The sequence below is a fragment of the Dehalococcoidia bacterium genome (genome assembly GCA_025054935.1).
Lineage (GTDB): Bacteria > Chloroflexota > Dehalococcoidia > SpSt-223 > SpSt-223 > JANWZD01.
Map to the genome: position 1 here is coordinate 15,308 of JANWZD010000004.1, position 15,629 is coordinate 30,936.

Here is a 15,629-nt window from a genome sequence, read left to right on the forward strand (position 1 = left end):
ATGACCGCCTCTTCTCCGCGGGTCGTCGGGCGGCTCCACGCAGTGACCGTCGTCGTGCCAGCCCTCGAGGCGGCGCTCCGTTTCTACCGCGACGGGCTGGGCTACGATCTGCTCGCCCGTGGCGCGATCGGCAATTCAGCGACATTCGAGGGGGCGTCGCTAGCGGGGCGGCAGTGGGCGCTGCTTAATGCGCCGGGAGCAGTCGACGGCGCAGTACGCCTGCTCGAGGGGCCAGCCGGGGCGCCCCCGAACCGGCCGCGTCCCGAAACCCGCCCCTGGGACCCAGGGCTCGCCGTCCTCGAACTGTATGCCCGCGACCCCTTCGAGTCCTATCACTACCTCCAAGCGGCTGGCGCGCCCACGCTCTCCCCTCCGCTGCCGTATCAGCTCCCCAATGCCGGCCCGTTTGGAACGATCGAAGTGACAAGCTATGCCGCCTTTGGCCCGGCAGGCGAGCAGCTGTTCATTACGCGCGCAACCGGCGGCACGCGCCAGCGGCCGACCTTCACCACGCTCCACAGCGGGGTGTTCAATGTCGTTCTGCCTACCCTCGACCGCCGGCCAGTGCTGCGGTTCTACGAGCTGCTTCTCGGCCTTGGGCCGACCGTCGAAGTAGCAATCCGCCAAGAGACGGTCAACCGCATCATCGGGGCGCCCCCTGAGGTGAGCTTTGCGATGCTGCTGCTCGGGCCGCCGGGAGACGCGACCGGGATCGAGGTGGAGGAGTTTGACGTCGCCCATGGGCGCGTGTACCCGACCAGCCTCCATCGCACTGGGCTGGCGATGTTGACGCTCCGCGTGGCCGACCTCGGGGAATGCCGCGCGCGCTGCCGCGAGTACCGGATTGCCCAAGTCGGCAATGGAGCGCTGCCGCTGCCGGAGCGCAATCACGGCGCGGGCATGATCGTGCGCGGCGCGCTCGGCGAGCTGATCGAGCTGGTCGAGGAGTAGCTGGAGCGATTGACACTATGCTGCGATTGTGCTAATTTTCACAACACCGTGGGCAACCGGTTGTCTCTGGTACAATCGCCCCGGTGAACAAGCGCTACGCTCCGCTGCAGCTTCTCGGCATCGGCTGGTATATCGCCGTTGCTGTCGGGCTCGGGATTGGCGGCGGTATTTGGCTGGACGGTATCGCGGGGACAGCGCCGCTGTTCACGTTGGTCGGCATCCTGCTCGGAGTGACGGTTGCCCTCGTGGGTGCTTTTCGGATGATGCTCCAAGCGACCGCGCCGCGCCGCGACCTCGCGGACCATGACTCCTAACGAAAAGGAGCGCTAGGGTGGGCAAAGCCATCGCCATCGTCGTCCTTGTGCTGGCGGTCATGGTCATCAGCGCGCTGTTTATCCCCGCCCCAAAGCTCCCCGTCATCTTGCCGGCGGAGGCGGTCTTCTCCATCGGCCCCTTCGTGGTGTACAACACCTTCATCGCCGCGGTGCTGGTGACGGTTTTCTGGCTCGTTCTCTCGCTCGTCGCGACGCGCAAGATGCAGCTCGTGCCAAGCGGCGTGCAGAACTTCGTCGAGGCGATTGTTGAGTTTCTGCTCAATACCGCTGAAGAGGTGGCGGGGAAAGAGAACGGTCGGCGCTTCTTCCCCTTCGCCGCAACGATCTTTCTCTTCATTGTGACGGCGAACTGGATGAGCCTGCTGCCCGGCTTTCTCACCATCGGAAAAACGGCCGACCACCACGGTGACGCGCCCTATGTGACGATGGTGCAGCCCTTTGCGGGCGGCCCTTGGATTGTGCCGTTGGGCGGCCGGCTGCCGGAGCCGAAGTCGGAGGCGAAATCAGCCGCGACCGGGGAGGAGGCGGCCAAGCTCGCAGCCCCGGCAGCTGCGGAGCCGGTCCCGCCGGGAACGCCAGTGAAGCGGGAGTTCATTCCGATCCTGCGCGGCGCGAACACCGACCTCAACATGACGCTCGGGCTCGGCCTGATCGCTTTCCTGTTCATTGAGTATTGGGGTATCTCGGCTCTCGGGTTTTTCTCCTACTCCAGCAAGTTCATCAATCTCAAAGAAGGGCCGATCGGGTTCTTCCTTGGGATTATCGAACTGATCGCGGAGTTTGCCCGCATCGTCAGCTTTGGGTTTCGTCTCTTTGGGAACATGTTTGCGGGCGAAGTGCTGCTCGGCGTGATCGTCTTCCTTATCCCCTTGTTCGCTGTCTTGCCGTTCATGGGGCTGGAGCTGTTTGTTGGCTTCATTCAGGCGGCGGTCTTCGCGATGCTGGTCCTCGTCTTCGGCGCAACCGCCGTCGCGGAGCACGGGCATGGGGCGGAGCACGGGCACGGCACAGTGTCCCATGGCAATCATGCCGGCAGTGAGCAGCGGGCGCTGCCCGCCCATCACTGAGGCGAGGCGCCTCTGAAGAAACGGGTCGGCGGCCGCGCCGCCGACAAGCACAAGAAGGGGAGAAGAGCACACGATGGATCTTGCAACCGCACGGCAGTTTGCAGCGGCATTGGCTATCGCTGTCGGCGCCATCGCGCCCGCGCTCGGGATCGGGATGCTGGCTGCGAAGGCCATGGAGGCGCTCGGGCGCAATCCAGAGGCGGTCGACGCAATCCGTCCGAATATGATCCTCGCGATCGCGTTTGCCGAAGCGATCGCGATCTACGCGTTTGTCGTCGCCCTAATTATCAAATTCGTCTAAGCGAGCATGTCGACGGGAGCACGCTCTGCGCCGGGCAGAGCGGCTCTCGTCACCGGTCAGAGGAGGCGGCGTGGATCAGCTTGGGATCAACCTTCCCGGTCTTGTCGCGCAGCTTGTCAACTTCATTATCCTCTTCTTAATCCTGCGCGCCTTCCTCTGGCCGCGTGTCGTTGGCATGCTCGACGAGCGGGCGCGGCGCATCAAGGAGAGCATGGATCGCGCTGCCGAGCTGCAGCAGCAGACAGCGCGGGCGCAGCAGGAAGTCGAGGCACAGCTCCAGCAGGCGCGTCAGGAAGCGCAGGAGATTGTCGCGCGCGCCCTCCAGACGGCCGACCGCGTCAAGGCGGAGGCAGAGAGCGATGCCCGCAGACAAGCCGATGCCCTTATTGCGCGGGCTCGCGCGGAGATCCAGATGGAGCGCGACCGCGCAATCGCCGAGTTGCGCCGCGAATTTGCGGATGTCACCATCATGGCTGCCGAGCGCGTCATTCAGCAATCGCTCGACAAAGAGCGTCACGTCGCCTTGATCGAAGACGTGCTCGCTCAGTCTGGTCGCTTGCAGAGCAGTCGCAATGGCTGACCTGACCGTTGCTCGCCGCTATGCCCAAGCGATCTTCAGCCTCGCGAAGGATCAGAACCGCTTCGACGAGTGGGATGCTGAGCTGACGACGATTGCCGAAGCTCTCCAGCAGCCGGAGCTGCGCGCCGCGCTCGAGAGCGTGCGAGCCCCCTTTGCGGCAAAGCGCGAGCTCATTCAGTCGGTCTTCGCGGAAACGGTCAGTCCGCTCGCGAAGAATTTTTTGCTCCTGCTTGTCCAGCGGGGACGGCTTCAGCTGCTAGACGACATCATTGCCTTTTACCGCCGGCTTGTCGATGAGGAGCGGGGGATCGCGCGGGCGCGCGTCACCACCGCGGTGCCCCTCGACGAGAGCGAGCGTGAGCGCGTGGCACAACGGCTGGCGGCGATCACGGGGAAGCAGATTCGTCTCGAAACCGCCGTTGACCCGACAATTCTGGGCGGCTTGATCGCCCGCATTGGCGATAAGCTGATCGATGGCAGCACCCGAACGCGCCTGCTTGCGCTTCGGCAGCGGTTGGCTGCTGGCTAACAGAGGAGACCCATGGCAGTTCGATCCGAGGAAATCACATCGATCATCCGCCAACAGATCGAGCGGTTCGGGACCGACGTGACCACCGTCGACGTTGGCACTATCGTCGAAATCGGCGATGGCATCGCTCGCATCCACGGCCTGCAGGGCGCGATGGCGAGCGAGCTTCTCGCCTTTCCCCACGACATCTACGGGCTGGCCCTCAACCTCGAGGAGGATGCTGTTGGGGCCGTCATCCTCGGCGACTACAGCAAGATCACCGAAGGGGATGAGGTACGCACGACGGGGCGCATCATCGAGGTCCCCGTCGGCGACGCCCTAATCGGTCGCGTGGTTGACGCCCTCGGCCGCCCGATCGATGGGAAAGGGCCGATCGTCACCGAGAAGTTCCGACCAGTCGAACGCATCGCGCCGAACGTTGTTACCCGCAAGTCGGTGACAGTGCCCGTTCAAACTGGCATCAAAGCGATCGACGCGATGATCCCGATCGGGCGCGGGCAGCGCGAACTTGTCATCGGCGACCGCGGCACCGGCAAATCGGCGATCTGCCTCGACACCATTCTCAATCAGAAGGCGGGCGACCTTATCTGTATTTATGTCGCTATCGGCCAGAAAGCGTCGAAGGTCGCGCAGACGGTCGGCATCCTCGAGCAGTACGGGGCGATGGACCGGACGATCGTTGTCGCGGCGAACGCGTCAGACCCGGCGCCGCTGCAGTATCTCGCCCCCTTCGCCGGCACCGCGATGGGCGAAGAGTTTATGGAGCAGGGGCGCGATGCCCTGATCATCTACGACGACCTGACCAAGCATGCGTGGGCCTATCGCCAGATGTCGCTTCTGCTGCGCCGCCCGCCGGGCCGCGAAGCGTATCCGGGCGATGTGTTCTACCTGCATAGCCGCTTGCTGGAGCGGGCGGCGCGGCTGGACGAGAAATACGGCGGGGGGTCGCTGACCGCGCTGCCGATCATCGAAACCCAAGCGAACGACGTCTCGGCCTACATCCCGACGAATGTCATCTCGATCACCGACGGCCAGATCTATCTCGAGCCCGACCTGTTCTTCGCCGGCATCCGCCCCGCGCTGAACGTCGGCATTTCGGTCTCCCGCGTCGGCTCGTCGGCGCAGACCAAGGCGATGAAAGCGGTCGCTGGCCGGCTCCGCCTCGACCTTGCGCAGTATCAGAACTTGGCTGCCTTCGCCTCGTTCGGCACGGCCGATATGGACCGCGCGACCCGAATGCAGCTCGAGCGCGGACAGCGCGCGACCGAAGTGCTGAAGCAGCCGCAGTTCCAGCCGCTTCCGCTCGAGAAGCAGGTGATGATCCTCTTTGCTCTGGGCAATGGGTTTCTCGATGAGATCCCCGTCGACAAAGTGCGCCAGTGGGAGCAGGCGTTCTACCAATTCATGGACGCCAACTATCCCGAGGTCGGTCAACGGATCGCAGAGACGAAGGACCTCGACGAGAGCACGGTGGCAAAGCTGACAGCGGCGATCAAGGAATTCAACGCGACCGCGCCGCGCTAGGCGTGGAGTGCGCTCTGCCTGCGGGCGTCTGCCGCCTGACCGAGCGGAGAACGGCCTGCTGGGCGGCATAAGCGTCGAGAGGAGAGGCGATGCCAAGCCTGCGCGATATTCGCCGGCGTATCCGTTCGATCAAGAACACCGCGCGGATTACCAAGGCGATGGAGATGGTTGCTGCGGCGAAGATGCGGCGCGCTCAGCAGCGAGTCCTCGCCGGGCGCCCATACGCCGAGACAATCCGCGCGGTGCTTGCCGACGTGGTGGCGAAGATCCCTGCCACCGACGACGGGCCGATTAATCCGCTGCTCGATGTCCGGCCGGTCCGGCGCATCGGCTTGATCCTCATCACCTCGGACCGCGGCCTGGCCGGCGGCTTCAATGCCAACATGACCCGGCGCGCCGCCCAATTCATCTTCGAGTCGGCGGTCCCGGTTTCGGTGGTGACGATCGGCCGCAAGGGACGGGATTTCATGGTGCGGCTCGGCTGGGACCTGCGCGCTGACTATAGCAACCTCGGCGACTATCCCACGCTGCTCGATACCACGCCGATCAGCCGCGTCGTGATGGACGACTTCCGCAGCGGCTATGTCGATGAGGTCTATCTCGGCTACTCGAAGTTCGTCAACACCATGGTCCAGCGTCCCGTGATCGAGAAGCTGCTGCCGATCGACCCGCCGCCGGACCTCGACAGGACAGAGTTCCTCTACGAGCCGTCGCCGGAGGCGGTGCTGGACGCGCTGGTCACCCGCTATGTCGAGATGCAGGTGTATCACGCTGTGCTCGAAAACTCGGCAAGTGAGCATTCCGCCCGAATGGTCGCAATGCGCAACGCGACCGAGAATGCCAACGAAGTCGTCAACGACTTGACCTTGACGGCGAACAAGGTGCGCCAAGAAGTAATTACGAAAGAGCTGCTAGAGATCGTCGGCGGCGTCAACGCGCTGCGCGGTTGAGCGTCGCCTCCCCGCGATCGTCTGGCGGGAGCCCTCGGCGAGAGGGGGCAACGGAGGAGAGATGCCGGCAACCGGAAAAGTCGTCCAAGTGATCGGGACGGTGGTGGATCTGGAGTTTCCACCGGACCAGTTGCCCGAGCTGTTCAATGCGGTCGAGATTCACATGGACGGCGGCAAGCGGATCGTTGCTGAGGTGCAGCAGCATCTCGGCAACAACTGGGTGCGCGCCCTCACGATGGACTCGACCGACGGCTTGCGTCGGGGCGCGCTGGCAGTCGACACCGGCCGGCCGATTGCAGTGCCCGTCGGCGCGCCGACGCTTGGCCGCTTGTTCAACGTGCTCGGCGAGCCGATCGACGGCCTCGGTGACATCCAAGGCGCCGAACGGTGGCCCATCCATCGAACTCCGCCTTCGTTCGAAGAGCAGGAGACCAGCGCCCAAGTGCTCGAAACCGGCATCAAAGTAATTGACCTGATCGCGCCGTTCGCGCGCGGCGGCAAAGTTGGCGCCTACGGCGGCGCAGGGGTCGGCAAGACCGTTGTCATCCAAGAACTGATCCGCAACATCGCCCAGGAGCATGGCGGCTACTCGGTCTTCACCGGGGTTGGCGAACGTTCGCGCGAGGGCAACGACCTCTGGCACGAGATGCAGGCGAGCGGAGTCTTGAGCAAGACGGTGCTCGTCTTCGGCCAGATGAACGAGCCGCCGGGAGTGCGCCTCCGCGTCGCTCTCACCGGGCTGACCATGGCGGAATATTTTCGCGATGTCGAAGGGCGCGACGTCCTGCTCTTCATCGACAACATCTACCGCTATACGCTGGCCGGAATGGAGGTGTCGGCCCTGCTTGGTCGGATGCCGTCCGCCGTCGGCTATCAGCCGACGCTCGCCACCGAAATGGGCGACCTCCAGGAGCGCATCACGTCCACCAAGAAAGGGTCGATCACCTCGTTCCAGGCGATCTATGTGCCTGCCGATGACTACACCGACCCTGGCGTGGCAACGACGTTCGGGCATCTCGACGCTATCATCTCGCTCGACCGCTCAATTGCCGCCCAAGGGCTTTTCCCGGCCGTCGACCCGCTTGCGTCGTCGTCCCGCATCCTCGACCCGAACATCGTCGGGCAGGAGCACTACGACGTGGCGCGCGGCGTGCAGCGCGTCCTCCAGCGCTACAAAGACCTGCAGGACATCATCGCGATCCTCGGCGTTGAAGAGCTCTCCGAAGAAGACAAGCTGACCGTCGCCCGGGCGCGCAAAATCCAGCGCTTCCTGTCGCAGCCCTTCTTCGTCGCCGAGCAGTTCACCGGCCGGCCGGGCAAATACGTCCCAGTCCGCGAGACGGTGCGCGGATTCAAGGAGATCCTAGAAGGCAAGCACGATGACCTGCCCGAGCAGGCGTTCTACATGGTCGGCGTGATCGAGGAGGCGCGCGAAGCCGCCGAGCGGCTGCGCTAGCCGCCTCCGCCGATGGCGCGAACCCCTTGAGTGACGGCCATCCCGTCCGCCAGAATTCCCTGCGGGAGACGGACCTGATGCCGCTGAAGTTTGAGATCGTCACCGCGGAACGCCAAGTCTATGCCGACGAGGTGGACCTCGTGGTCGCGCCCGGCAGCGAAGGAGCACTCGGCATTCTGCCGCGCCACACGCCGCTCGTGACGCGCCTCGTGCCGGGTGAACTGCTCGTTCGCCGCGGCGAAGAGGAAGTGAGCCTCTTCGTCAGCGGCGGCTTCATCGAAGTGCTGCCCGATAAAGTGGTGGTGCTCGCCGACACCGCCGAGCGGGTCGAAGAGATCGACGTCGCGCGGGCTGAAGAAGCGCGCCGTCGGGCGCAAGAACGGCTGCGCGAGCGGCCTCGCGACCTCGATGTGGCACGCGCCGAGTTGGCGCTGCAACGGTCGTTGGCGCGGCTTCGGCTCGCTGAAAAACGCCGAAAACGGGATGCGCGCCCGCAGGTCTAGGATGGATCGCTCGCTCGAGCCGACCTGCTCACCGCTCCTCACCTCCTCTCCCCTGCGTCCGGTTCCTCGCTCAGCTGACGGCGCACGGTTCATCATTCAAGGCCGGCTGCCGCTGCAGGGCGAAGTGCGCGTCTCAGGGGCAAAGAACGCCGTCCTCCCCGCGATGGCAGCCGCCTTGCTCACCTCCGAGCCGGTCATCATCGAGGGCGTGCCTCGGATCGAAGATGTCGCCATCCTGAGCGAGGTGCTGGTCCGTCTGGGCGCGCGGGTGGAATGGCTCGACGCGAGCACGCTTGTCATCACTGCCGACCAGATCCATTCCTTCCATGCGCCGAGCGAGCTGGTGAAGAAAATGCGCGCCAGCTTCCTTGTCGTTGGCCCCTTGCTCGCGCGATTTGGCGAGGGTGCCTCTTGTCCGCCGGGAGGCGACGTGATCGGGCAGCGGCCGATCGATGTCCACCTCGTCGGCTTTATGGCACTCGGCGCGGAGGTGCGGTTCGACGGCGAGGTGTATTGGACTCGGGCATCGAAGCTCCGCGGCCGCACCATCTTCATGGACTACCCGAGCCATATCGGTACCGAGAACTTGCTGATGGCCGCCACGTTGGCCGAGGGCCAGACGATCATTCGGAACGCCTCTGCCGAGCCGGAGGTGGTCGACCTCGCCAAGATGCTGACGGCAATGGGAGCGAAAATCCGCGGCGCCGGCACCTCGACCATCGAGGTCGAAGGAGTGGAGCGGCTGCGGGGTGTCCGTCACCGCGTCATTCCTGACCGGATTGAGGCGGGCACGTTCGCTTTGGCTGCTGCGGCTACCGCCGGCGACGTCTGGATCGAGAATGTCCAGCCGCGCCATCTCGATGCGCTGCTCTGGAAGTTAGGAGAGATGGGCGTGCGCGTCGAGGAGCGGGAGAGCGTGCTGCGCGTTGACGCCCGCGAAGGACGGCTGCGCTCGACGAATGTCCAGTGCCTGCCCTACCCCGGCTATCCGACCGACCTCCAAGCGACGATCGGCGCCGTGCTCACCCAAGCCGACGGCCTGAGCGTCGTTCATGAGCGGGTCTACGACAACCGCCTGCTTCACGTTGCCGAGCTGCGCCGGCTTGGGGCGGAGATCGAGGTCAGCGGACAGACCGCCGTCATCCGCGGACCGGTCGCGCTTGCCGGCACCACCGTGCGGGCGCTCGACATCCGCTCCGGCGCTGCGCTTGTCATTGCTGGCCTTGCCGCCTACGGGCGGACCGAAGTGCTGGACATTAACCATCTCGATCGCGGCTACGAAGCGATCGATGTCAAGCTGCGTCAGCTTGGCGCTCGGATTGAGCGGCGGCCGCTCGCGGCGTAGCGGCTAGGGGATCCATGGCCGCCAGCGAAGCAGCTGGGCATCGCGCACGTCCCACAGGCGCGAGGGGGCATCGTTCACGCTCACCGGCTCGGCATTCCAGAAGTTAACGGCGTAGTTGTTCGCCCCAATCGCGTGGATCGCGACACTGAGGGCGAGGAGCAGCGCCGTCGTGGCCGCCGCAAGGCGGCGCGGCGCGGCGGGTAGGCGGCGGACGGCCTCTACGCCATAGGCGAGGAAGACCATCAAATACGGCAGCACATCGGTCATCAAGCGCGGACCGAAGCTGTGGCCTCCCCACCAGTTGACGAACGAGGCAATCATCAGCGTGTGAAGCGCGACAACGGCCGCAAAGGCGCTGTCGAGCAGCGTCCAGCGACCGCTCCGGGCCCGTGCAACCGCGCCTGCCAGCGCAAGGAGCAGGATCGGCGAATAGATGAACAGCCCGCGCGACGGACTGATCAGGATCCCCGCAATCGCCTCGAGCATGTTGGCCGCCGTCAGCAGCTGCGTTGGCGAGCTGTAGGGCGAGAACGGCTGGCCGTATATCCAAAGCTGATAGCCAAGCACCGGGACGAGCGCGATCGCGAGCGTCGCGAGGTAGCCTGGCAGCTGACGGCGGGAGCGCAGGGCGACCACGCCGCCGAGGATGACGACCGACAGCCAGTCCTGCGGGCGGGCGGCGGTGGCGAGCCCGAGCGGCAGGCCGGCCCAGCCGGCAGAAGCAGGCCGCCGCGGCGCTTGGAGCAGCAGCCATATCGCCATCGAGAGGAAGAGGAGGGAGGGGGCGTGTCCCCACAGCCCACGGCTGGCCGTCGACCATGCGGTGGTTCCGAACGCGAAGGCGAGCGCCACCACCACCGCGCCCGCCGTGCTTGTGATTGCCTGCGCGGTCAGAAAAACGAAGAGCGCCGCAAGCGCCACCCAGAACGAGGCGATGGTCGCCTCGATCGTCCAGAACTTGACCAACTCGGCATCGCCTCGCTCGGCGAGAAGCCGGCTCGGTAAGGGCACGACCGGCCCAATGATGGGGTCGAGCGCTGCGACAAACGGCGCGGCGAGCACTGAGATGGCGACCGGATAGGCGTGGACGAGATGTCCCCCCGTCTCCTCGATGAAATAGAAGTCGAAGCGGGCGAGCGTTTCGCGGTACTCATCGAGGTAGAGGTCGCGGTCGCGGAGGAGGCTGTAGGCGAGGTGGACCGTCCAGCGGGAGTCGGCGCCGGAGCGGATCTCGCTGCCGGCATGGACGCCAAAGACGGCAAGGACAATCGTCAGGCCGATGACCAGTCGAATGGCAATGCGCTCACTCTCGAGAAGTCGGCTCCATTCTACGAGGAGCAGAAAGAGAGTCCCACCCGCTCTTCGGACCAGCAAGACTGGCCGACGAAAGGCGGCTGCAGAGGCGGGGGAATCGCCGCCGGCACGGCGGCGCGAGCATCCGCCTCGGGAGCAAGAAGGGTGTCCTCGGCGGGCCTGCAGGCAGCGCGACAGGACCTGTCCGCTTGGCTGGAGGTGCCCTACAATGAGAGCGGCGCGCGGCCGGCACGGCGCGCGACAGGAGCGCGTAGTGTTCAGCAAGTGGATCGGGATCGACCTCGGGACGGCAAACTGCCTCGTCTATGTGAGAGGCAAAGGCATCGTCCTCAATGAACCGTCGGTTGTTGCTCTCTCGGTGAATGACAATCGGATCGTCGCCATCGGTAACGAGGCTCGCAATATGCTCGGCCGCACTCCGGGCACGATTCAAGTCGTGCGTCCGATGCGGGACGGCGTCATCGCCGACTACGTGATTACCGAGGCGATGCTGCGCTACTTCATGCAGAAGGTGACGGGGGGCTTCCGGCTGGCGAAGCCGCAGGTGATGATCTGCGTCCCTGCCGGCGTGACGAGCGTCGAGCAGTGGGCAGTGCGCGATGCCGCCGAGCAAGCGGGAGCGCGCAAGCCTGCGCATCTCATTCCCGAACCGCTTGCGGCAGCGATTGGAGCGCGGATCCCAATCGGCACGCCGGCGGGCAATATGGTCGTCGATATCGGTGGCGGCACCACCGAAGCGGCGGTCATCTCGATGTACGGTATCGTCACCTCGCAGTCTGTCCGGGTTGCCGGCAACAAACTCGACGACGCCATCGCTGCCTATATCAAGCGCAAACATAACCTGATCATCGGCTCGCGCACTGCCGAGCAGGTGAAGATCGCGATCGGGTCGGCGCTGCCGCTCCATGACAATCCCGCGATGGAGGTGCGGGGCCGCGATCAGTTGACCGGCTTGCCGCGAACCGTTGTCGTCCATTCCTGGGAAGTGACGCAGGCGCTTGCTGAGCCGCTCTCCCAGATCGTGGCGGCAGTGCGCTCGGTGCTCGAGGCGACGCCCCCTGAGCTGGCGAGCGATGTCATTGACCGGGGGATGGTGCTCACGGGCGGCGGGGCGCTGCTGCGCAACATCGACCGCCTGCTCGCGCAGGAGACGGGCGTCCCCTGTCATATCGCTCACGAACCGGAAAAGTGTGTCGCGATCGGCGCCGGCCTCGCGCTCGAGCATCTCGATGTCCTTCGCCGCAGTCTCCCCACCGACGAAGAGCCCCTGGCGGCAATGAGCGCGGCGGTGTAGCGCCGACGCTGCGCCGGGTCTGCCGTCTCAAGCGCAGAGCCACCCGCACATTGAGCGAGATGCAAAGCGGCACGCGATCGTCGACAATTTTCTCACTGCGGAATGAGGTGAGCGATGGGAGCTCTTGAGCGGGTCGATCCGGAGATGGCGGCGATCCTCGCCCGGGAAGAGGAGCGCCAGCGAACCGGCATCGAACTGATTGCGTCGGAGAACTACGTCAGCCAAGCGGTGCGGGAAGCGCAGGGATCGGTCCTGACGAATAAATATTCCGAAGGGTATCCGGGAAAGCGCTACTACGGCGGCAACGAGTTCGCCGATGAGGCGGAGAACCTTGCCCGGCAACGAGCGCTCGCCCTCTTCGGCGGCGCCCACGCGAACGTCCAGCCGCACAGCGGCGCCCAAGCGAATATGGCGGTCTACTTCGCGGTCCTCGAGCCCGGCGATACCGTTCTCGGAATGGACCTCTCTCAAGGCGGGCACCTGACGCATGGTTCGCCGGTCAACTTCTCGGGGAAGCTGTTCCGATTTGTTTCCTACGGCGTAGACCGCGAGAGCGAGCTGATCGACTATGACGCCCTCGAGCGGCTTGCGAAACAGCACCGGCCGAAGCTGATCATCGGCGGCGCGACTGCCTACTCGCGCTTTATCGACTATGCGCGGATGCGGCAGATTGCCGACGAGGTCGGCGCGATCTTTATGGTCGATATGGCGCATCCGGCTGGGCTGATCGCGGGCGGGGTGCACCCAAATCCGGTGCCGCACGCCCAGATCGTTACCTCGACGACCCACAAGACTCTGCGCGGCCCGCGCGGCGGGATGATCATCTCGACCGAAGAGTACGCCCAAGCGATCGACCGGACCGTCTTCCCGTGGATGCAGGGCGGACCGCTCATGCACACGATCGCGGCGAAAGCGGTCTGTTTCCACGAAGCGATGCAGCCGGCCTTCAAGGAATACGCCGCCCACGTGGTCGCAAATGCGAAGACGCTCGCCGCGGCGCTCCAAGCGGAGGGGCTGCGCATCGTCTCAGGAGGAACGGACAACCATCTCATGTTGGTCGACCTCTCCTCGACGACAATCAGCGGGCGCAAGGCAGAAGTGCTGCTTGACGAGGCGGGGATCACCGTCAACCGCAACGCGATCCCCTTCGACACCCGTCCCCCGCTCCAAACGAGCGGTATCCGGCTTGGGACCCCTGCTGTCACCTCGCGGGGATTCGGCCCGGACGAAATGGTCCAGATCGCGCGGTGGATCGCGCAGATCGTCCACGCGCCCGAAGATGCCGCGCTGCGGCGGCGGATCCGCGATGAGGTCGCTCATCTCTGCTCGCGCTTTCCTGTCCCGAGCCTTGAGCCGGTGCCGGCCGCTGCGCGCTGAATGCTTGCGGTCTCGCGCCATCCGCTCGTTCGCGAGCGGCTGGGCCGCCTCCGGGCCGCGGAGACGCCGCCGCGCGAGTTCCGCGCCCTTCTTCACGACCTCGCGCTGATGCTGATCCTCGAGGCGACGGCGGACCTTGCGCTGGTGCCCTATCCCCTTCAGACCCCGCTCGGCGCAGCGCAGGGGGAACGCCTCGCAGAGAGCGTGGCATTCGTGCCCATCTTGCGCGCCGGCCTCGGCATGGTGCCGGCGGCACAGCAGCTCTTCCCCGACGCGCCGATCTGGCACCTTGGGCTCTCTCGCGACGAGGAGACCCTCACGCCGGTGACGTATTACAGCCGCTTCGCGCGCTTCGCGCCGTGTGACCGGGCGTATATCCTCGACCCCATGGTCGCGACTGGGGGGTCGGCGGTGACCGCCCTCCGGCTGCTGCGCAGCCTCGGCGCGCAGCGGATTGGGCTCGTCTCGGTTATTGCTGCGCCCGAGGGGATCCGCGCTGTCGAAGCGGCGTTCCCCGAGGCCGCGATCCGCGTCGCTGCAGTGGATGAGCGGCTGAACGACCACGGATTCATCGTGCCGGGGCTGGGTGATGCCGGCGATCGCCTCTTCGGCACCTCGTGAGGCAGCCGCCCCAGCCGGTTGTTCGCTTCGAAGGCGTCTGATACAGTTCCCGCCGAACCCGCGGAGGATGGATGCAGCTTCGCGATTACGGGCGGGTGATCGCCAGACGATGGTGGATCATCCTCCTTTTCGCCGTGGCGGGGGCAGCCACCGCCTATGGCCTGAGCAAGCTTGAAACTCCGATGTACCGCTCCTCGGCGAAGCTGTACGTTTCGCCGGTGCGCCCCGACTATGGCCTTACCCTCGTTATCCAAAACCTGATCCGCTCCTACGGCCAGCAGATCACGAGCGAGCGCTTCCTGCGGCAGATCAATGAGGAGCTGAAGCTCGACCTGCCGCCCGGGGCCTTGCGCAGCCGGACAAACGTCCTTGGCACGGCCGACAACTTGGCGATCCAGATCGACTTCGACGACCCCAACCCGCTCGTCGCGCAACGGGTGGCGCGGGCGCTTGCCCAGAAGTTTGTCGAAGAGCATCAGCGGCGGATGCTCGCGGTGGAGCCGCGCGACAAGATTGAGATCGACATTTTCGACGAGCCTCAGCCCGGAACATTGACCCGGCCGCGCACCGCTGCCAACACCGTTGCCGGGGCGGTGCTTGGAGTGCTGCTCGGCGTGGTGACGGTGTTCCTGCTCGAATATCTCGACGATACGCTCAAGGGACAAGAGAGCGTCGACCGCTTCATCAAGCTGCCGGTCGTCGGCACGATCCCGCGCCTTGTCGGCGCAGGAACGAAAAGAGGGCGAGCGTTTGGGCGCTGGTCTCCCGGAGGAGCAGCCGCTATGACCCAACCAAGCGGGAATGGCCGTCTTATCAACCACCGCAATCCAAAGTCGCCAGTGGCCGAAGCCTATCGCCAGCTGCGCACGAATATCCAATTCGCGAGCCTCGATAAACCGCTGCGGACGATTCTGCTCACCAGCGCGGGTCCGCAGGAAGGCAAGAGCACCACTCTTGCCAATCTCGCGATCGCCATCGCCCAAACGGGCAGCAAAGTGATCGCCGTCGATTGCGACCTGCGGCGGCCGACGCTGCACCAGCTGTTCGGCGTCAAGAATGTCGCCGGGCTGACGACGCTGATGGTCGCCCCCACGCTCGACGACCTGTGTACCCAAGAGACCGACGTCCCCAACCTGCTCGTCCTGCCGACCGGACCCCTGCCGCCCAATCCGTCCGAGCTGCTCGGCTCGCGCCGCATGGCCGAGATTATCGAACGCTTGCGCGGCGAGGCCGACTATATTCTCTTCGACTCGCCGCCGGTTGCCGCGGTTACCGACGCTGCGGTGCTCGCGACGCGCGTCGACGGCGTCCTCCTCGTCGTGATGGCGAACAAGACGAAGCGCGAGCTCGCGCAGAAGGCGCGCGCCGCGCTCGAGAAGGTGGGGGCGAACCTCATCGGCGTCGTTCTCAACAACGTCAAGTACGACACCTCCCTCCACAACTACTACGCCGACTAGCCCCGCCCCTGCTTGCTGCGGGCCG

16 protein-coding genes are annotated in these 15,629 nt (G+C 65.3%); 15 read left to right on the forward strand and 1 reads right to left on the reverse strand.

What is annotated here, in order from left to right; translation table 11 throughout:
• From NZ773_06335 to murA, 11 genes are all read left to right on the forward strand, one after another.
• A complete protein-coding gene (locus tag NZ773_06335) occupies window positions 1-951 on the forward strand; it encodes a hypothetical protein (protein ID MCS6801543.1) in 951 nt (316 codons plus the stop codon).
• Between the two features lie 83 nt (window positions 952-1,034).
• Window positions 1,035-1,265, forward strand: a complete 231-nt coding sequence (locus NZ773_06340; GenBank protein MCS6801544.1) for an AtpZ/AtpI family protein — start codon at window positions 1,035-1,037, stop codon at window positions 1,263-1,265.
• 17 nt (window positions 1,266-1,282) lie between these two features.
• Window positions 1,283-2,353, forward strand: a complete 1,071-nt coding sequence (atpB, locus tag NZ773_06345) for a F0F1 ATP synthase subunit A (GenBank protein MCS6801545.1) — start codon at window positions 1,283-1,285, stop codon at window positions 2,351-2,353.
• A gap of 73 nt (window positions 2,354-2,426) precedes the next feature.
• The gene (atpE, locus tag NZ773_06350; protein ID MCS6801546.1) at window positions 2,427-2,654 is read left to right on the forward strand and encodes an ATP synthase F0 subunit C; all 228 of its coding nucleotides are present in this window, start codon (window positions 2,427-2,429) and stop codon (window positions 2,652-2,654) included.
• A 70-nt stretch (window positions 2,655-2,724) separates the two neighbouring features.
• Window positions 2,725-3,234 carry a F0F1 ATP synthase subunit B gene (gene atpF / locus NZ773_06355; protein ID MCS6801547.1) on the forward strand — a complete coding sequence of 170 codons (510 nt, stop codon included), beginning with the start codon at window positions 2,725-2,727 and terminating at the stop codon, window positions 3,232-3,234.
• Window positions 3,227-3,763, forward strand: coding sequence for an ATP synthase F1 subunit delta (gene atpH / locus NZ773_06360; GenBank protein MCS6801548.1), 537 nt, complete (start codon window positions 3,227-3,229; stop codon window positions 3,761-3,763). Before atpF ends, atpH begins: the two co-directional genes overlap by 8 nt.
• A gap of 12 nt (window positions 3,764-3,775) precedes the next feature.
• Complete coding sequence (gene atpA / locus NZ773_06365) at window positions 3,776-5,287, forward strand: F0F1 ATP synthase subunit alpha (protein MCS6801549.1); 1,512 nt, start codon at window positions 3,776-3,778, stop codon at window positions 5,285-5,287.
• Between the two features lie 89 nt (window positions 5,288-5,376).
• Window positions 5,377-6,237 carry an ATP synthase F1 subunit gamma gene (atpG, locus tag NZ773_06370; GenBank protein MCS6801550.1) on the forward strand — a complete coding sequence of 287 codons (861 nt, stop codon included), beginning with the start codon at window positions 5,377-5,379 and terminating at the stop codon, window positions 6,235-6,237.
• Between the two features lie 61 nt (window positions 6,238-6,298).
• Entirely contained in the window at window positions 6,299-7,693 is a 1,395-nt protein-coding gene (gene atpD, locus NZ773_06375; GenBank protein ID MCS6801551.1) for a F0F1 ATP synthase subunit beta, read from the forward strand.
• Window positions 7,694-7,770: 77 nt separating this feature from the next.
• Window positions 7,771-8,196 (forward strand): F0F1 ATP synthase subunit epsilon, encoded by a 426-nt coding sequence (locus NZ773_06380; GenBank protein MCS6801552.1) that lies wholly within the window; start codon window positions 7,771-7,773, stop codon window positions 8,194-8,196.
• A 1-nt stretch (window position 8,197) separates the two neighbouring features.
• Window positions 8,198-9,541 (forward strand): UDP-N-acetylglucosamine 1-carboxyvinyltransferase, encoded by a 1,344-nt coding sequence (gene murA, locus NZ773_06385; protein MCS6801553.1) that lies wholly within the window; start codon window positions 8,198-8,200, stop codon window positions 9,539-9,541.
• A 3-nt stretch (window positions 9,542-9,544) separates the two neighbouring features.
• On the opposite strand, the gene NZ773_06390 is transcribed toward murA, so the two are convergent.
• Window positions 9,545-10,915, reverse strand: a complete 1,371-nt coding sequence (locus tag NZ773_06390) for a hypothetical protein (protein ID MCS6801554.1) — start codon at window positions 10,913-10,915, stop codon at window positions 9,545-9,547.
• Window positions 10,916-11,063: 148 nt separating this feature from the next.
• On the opposite strand from NZ773_06390, the gene NZ773_06395 reads away from it, so the two are divergent.
• From NZ773_06395 to NZ773_06410, 4 genes are all read left to right on the forward strand, one after another.
• Complete coding sequence (locus tag NZ773_06395) at window positions 11,064-12,149, forward strand: rod shape-determining protein (protein ID MCS6801555.1); 1,086 nt, start codon at window positions 11,064-11,066, stop codon at window positions 12,147-12,149.
• Window positions 12,150-12,263: 114 nt separating this feature from the next.
• Window positions 12,264-13,526, forward strand: a complete 1,263-nt coding sequence (locus NZ773_06400; GenBank protein ID MCS6801556.1) for a serine hydroxymethyltransferase — start codon at window positions 12,264-12,266, stop codon at window positions 13,524-13,526.
• Window positions 13,527-14,147 carry a uracil phosphoribosyltransferase gene (gene upp / locus NZ773_06405; protein MCS6801557.1) on the forward strand — a complete coding sequence of 207 codons (621 nt, stop codon included), beginning with the start codon at window positions 13,527-13,529 and terminating at the stop codon, window positions 14,145-14,147.
• 71 nt (window positions 14,148-14,218) lie between these two features.
• Entirely contained in the window at window positions 14,219-15,604 is a 1,386-nt protein-coding gene (locus tag NZ773_06410) for a polysaccharide biosynthesis tyrosine autokinase (protein MCS6801558.1), read from the forward strand.
• Window positions 15,605-15,629 lie beyond the last annotated feature (25 nt).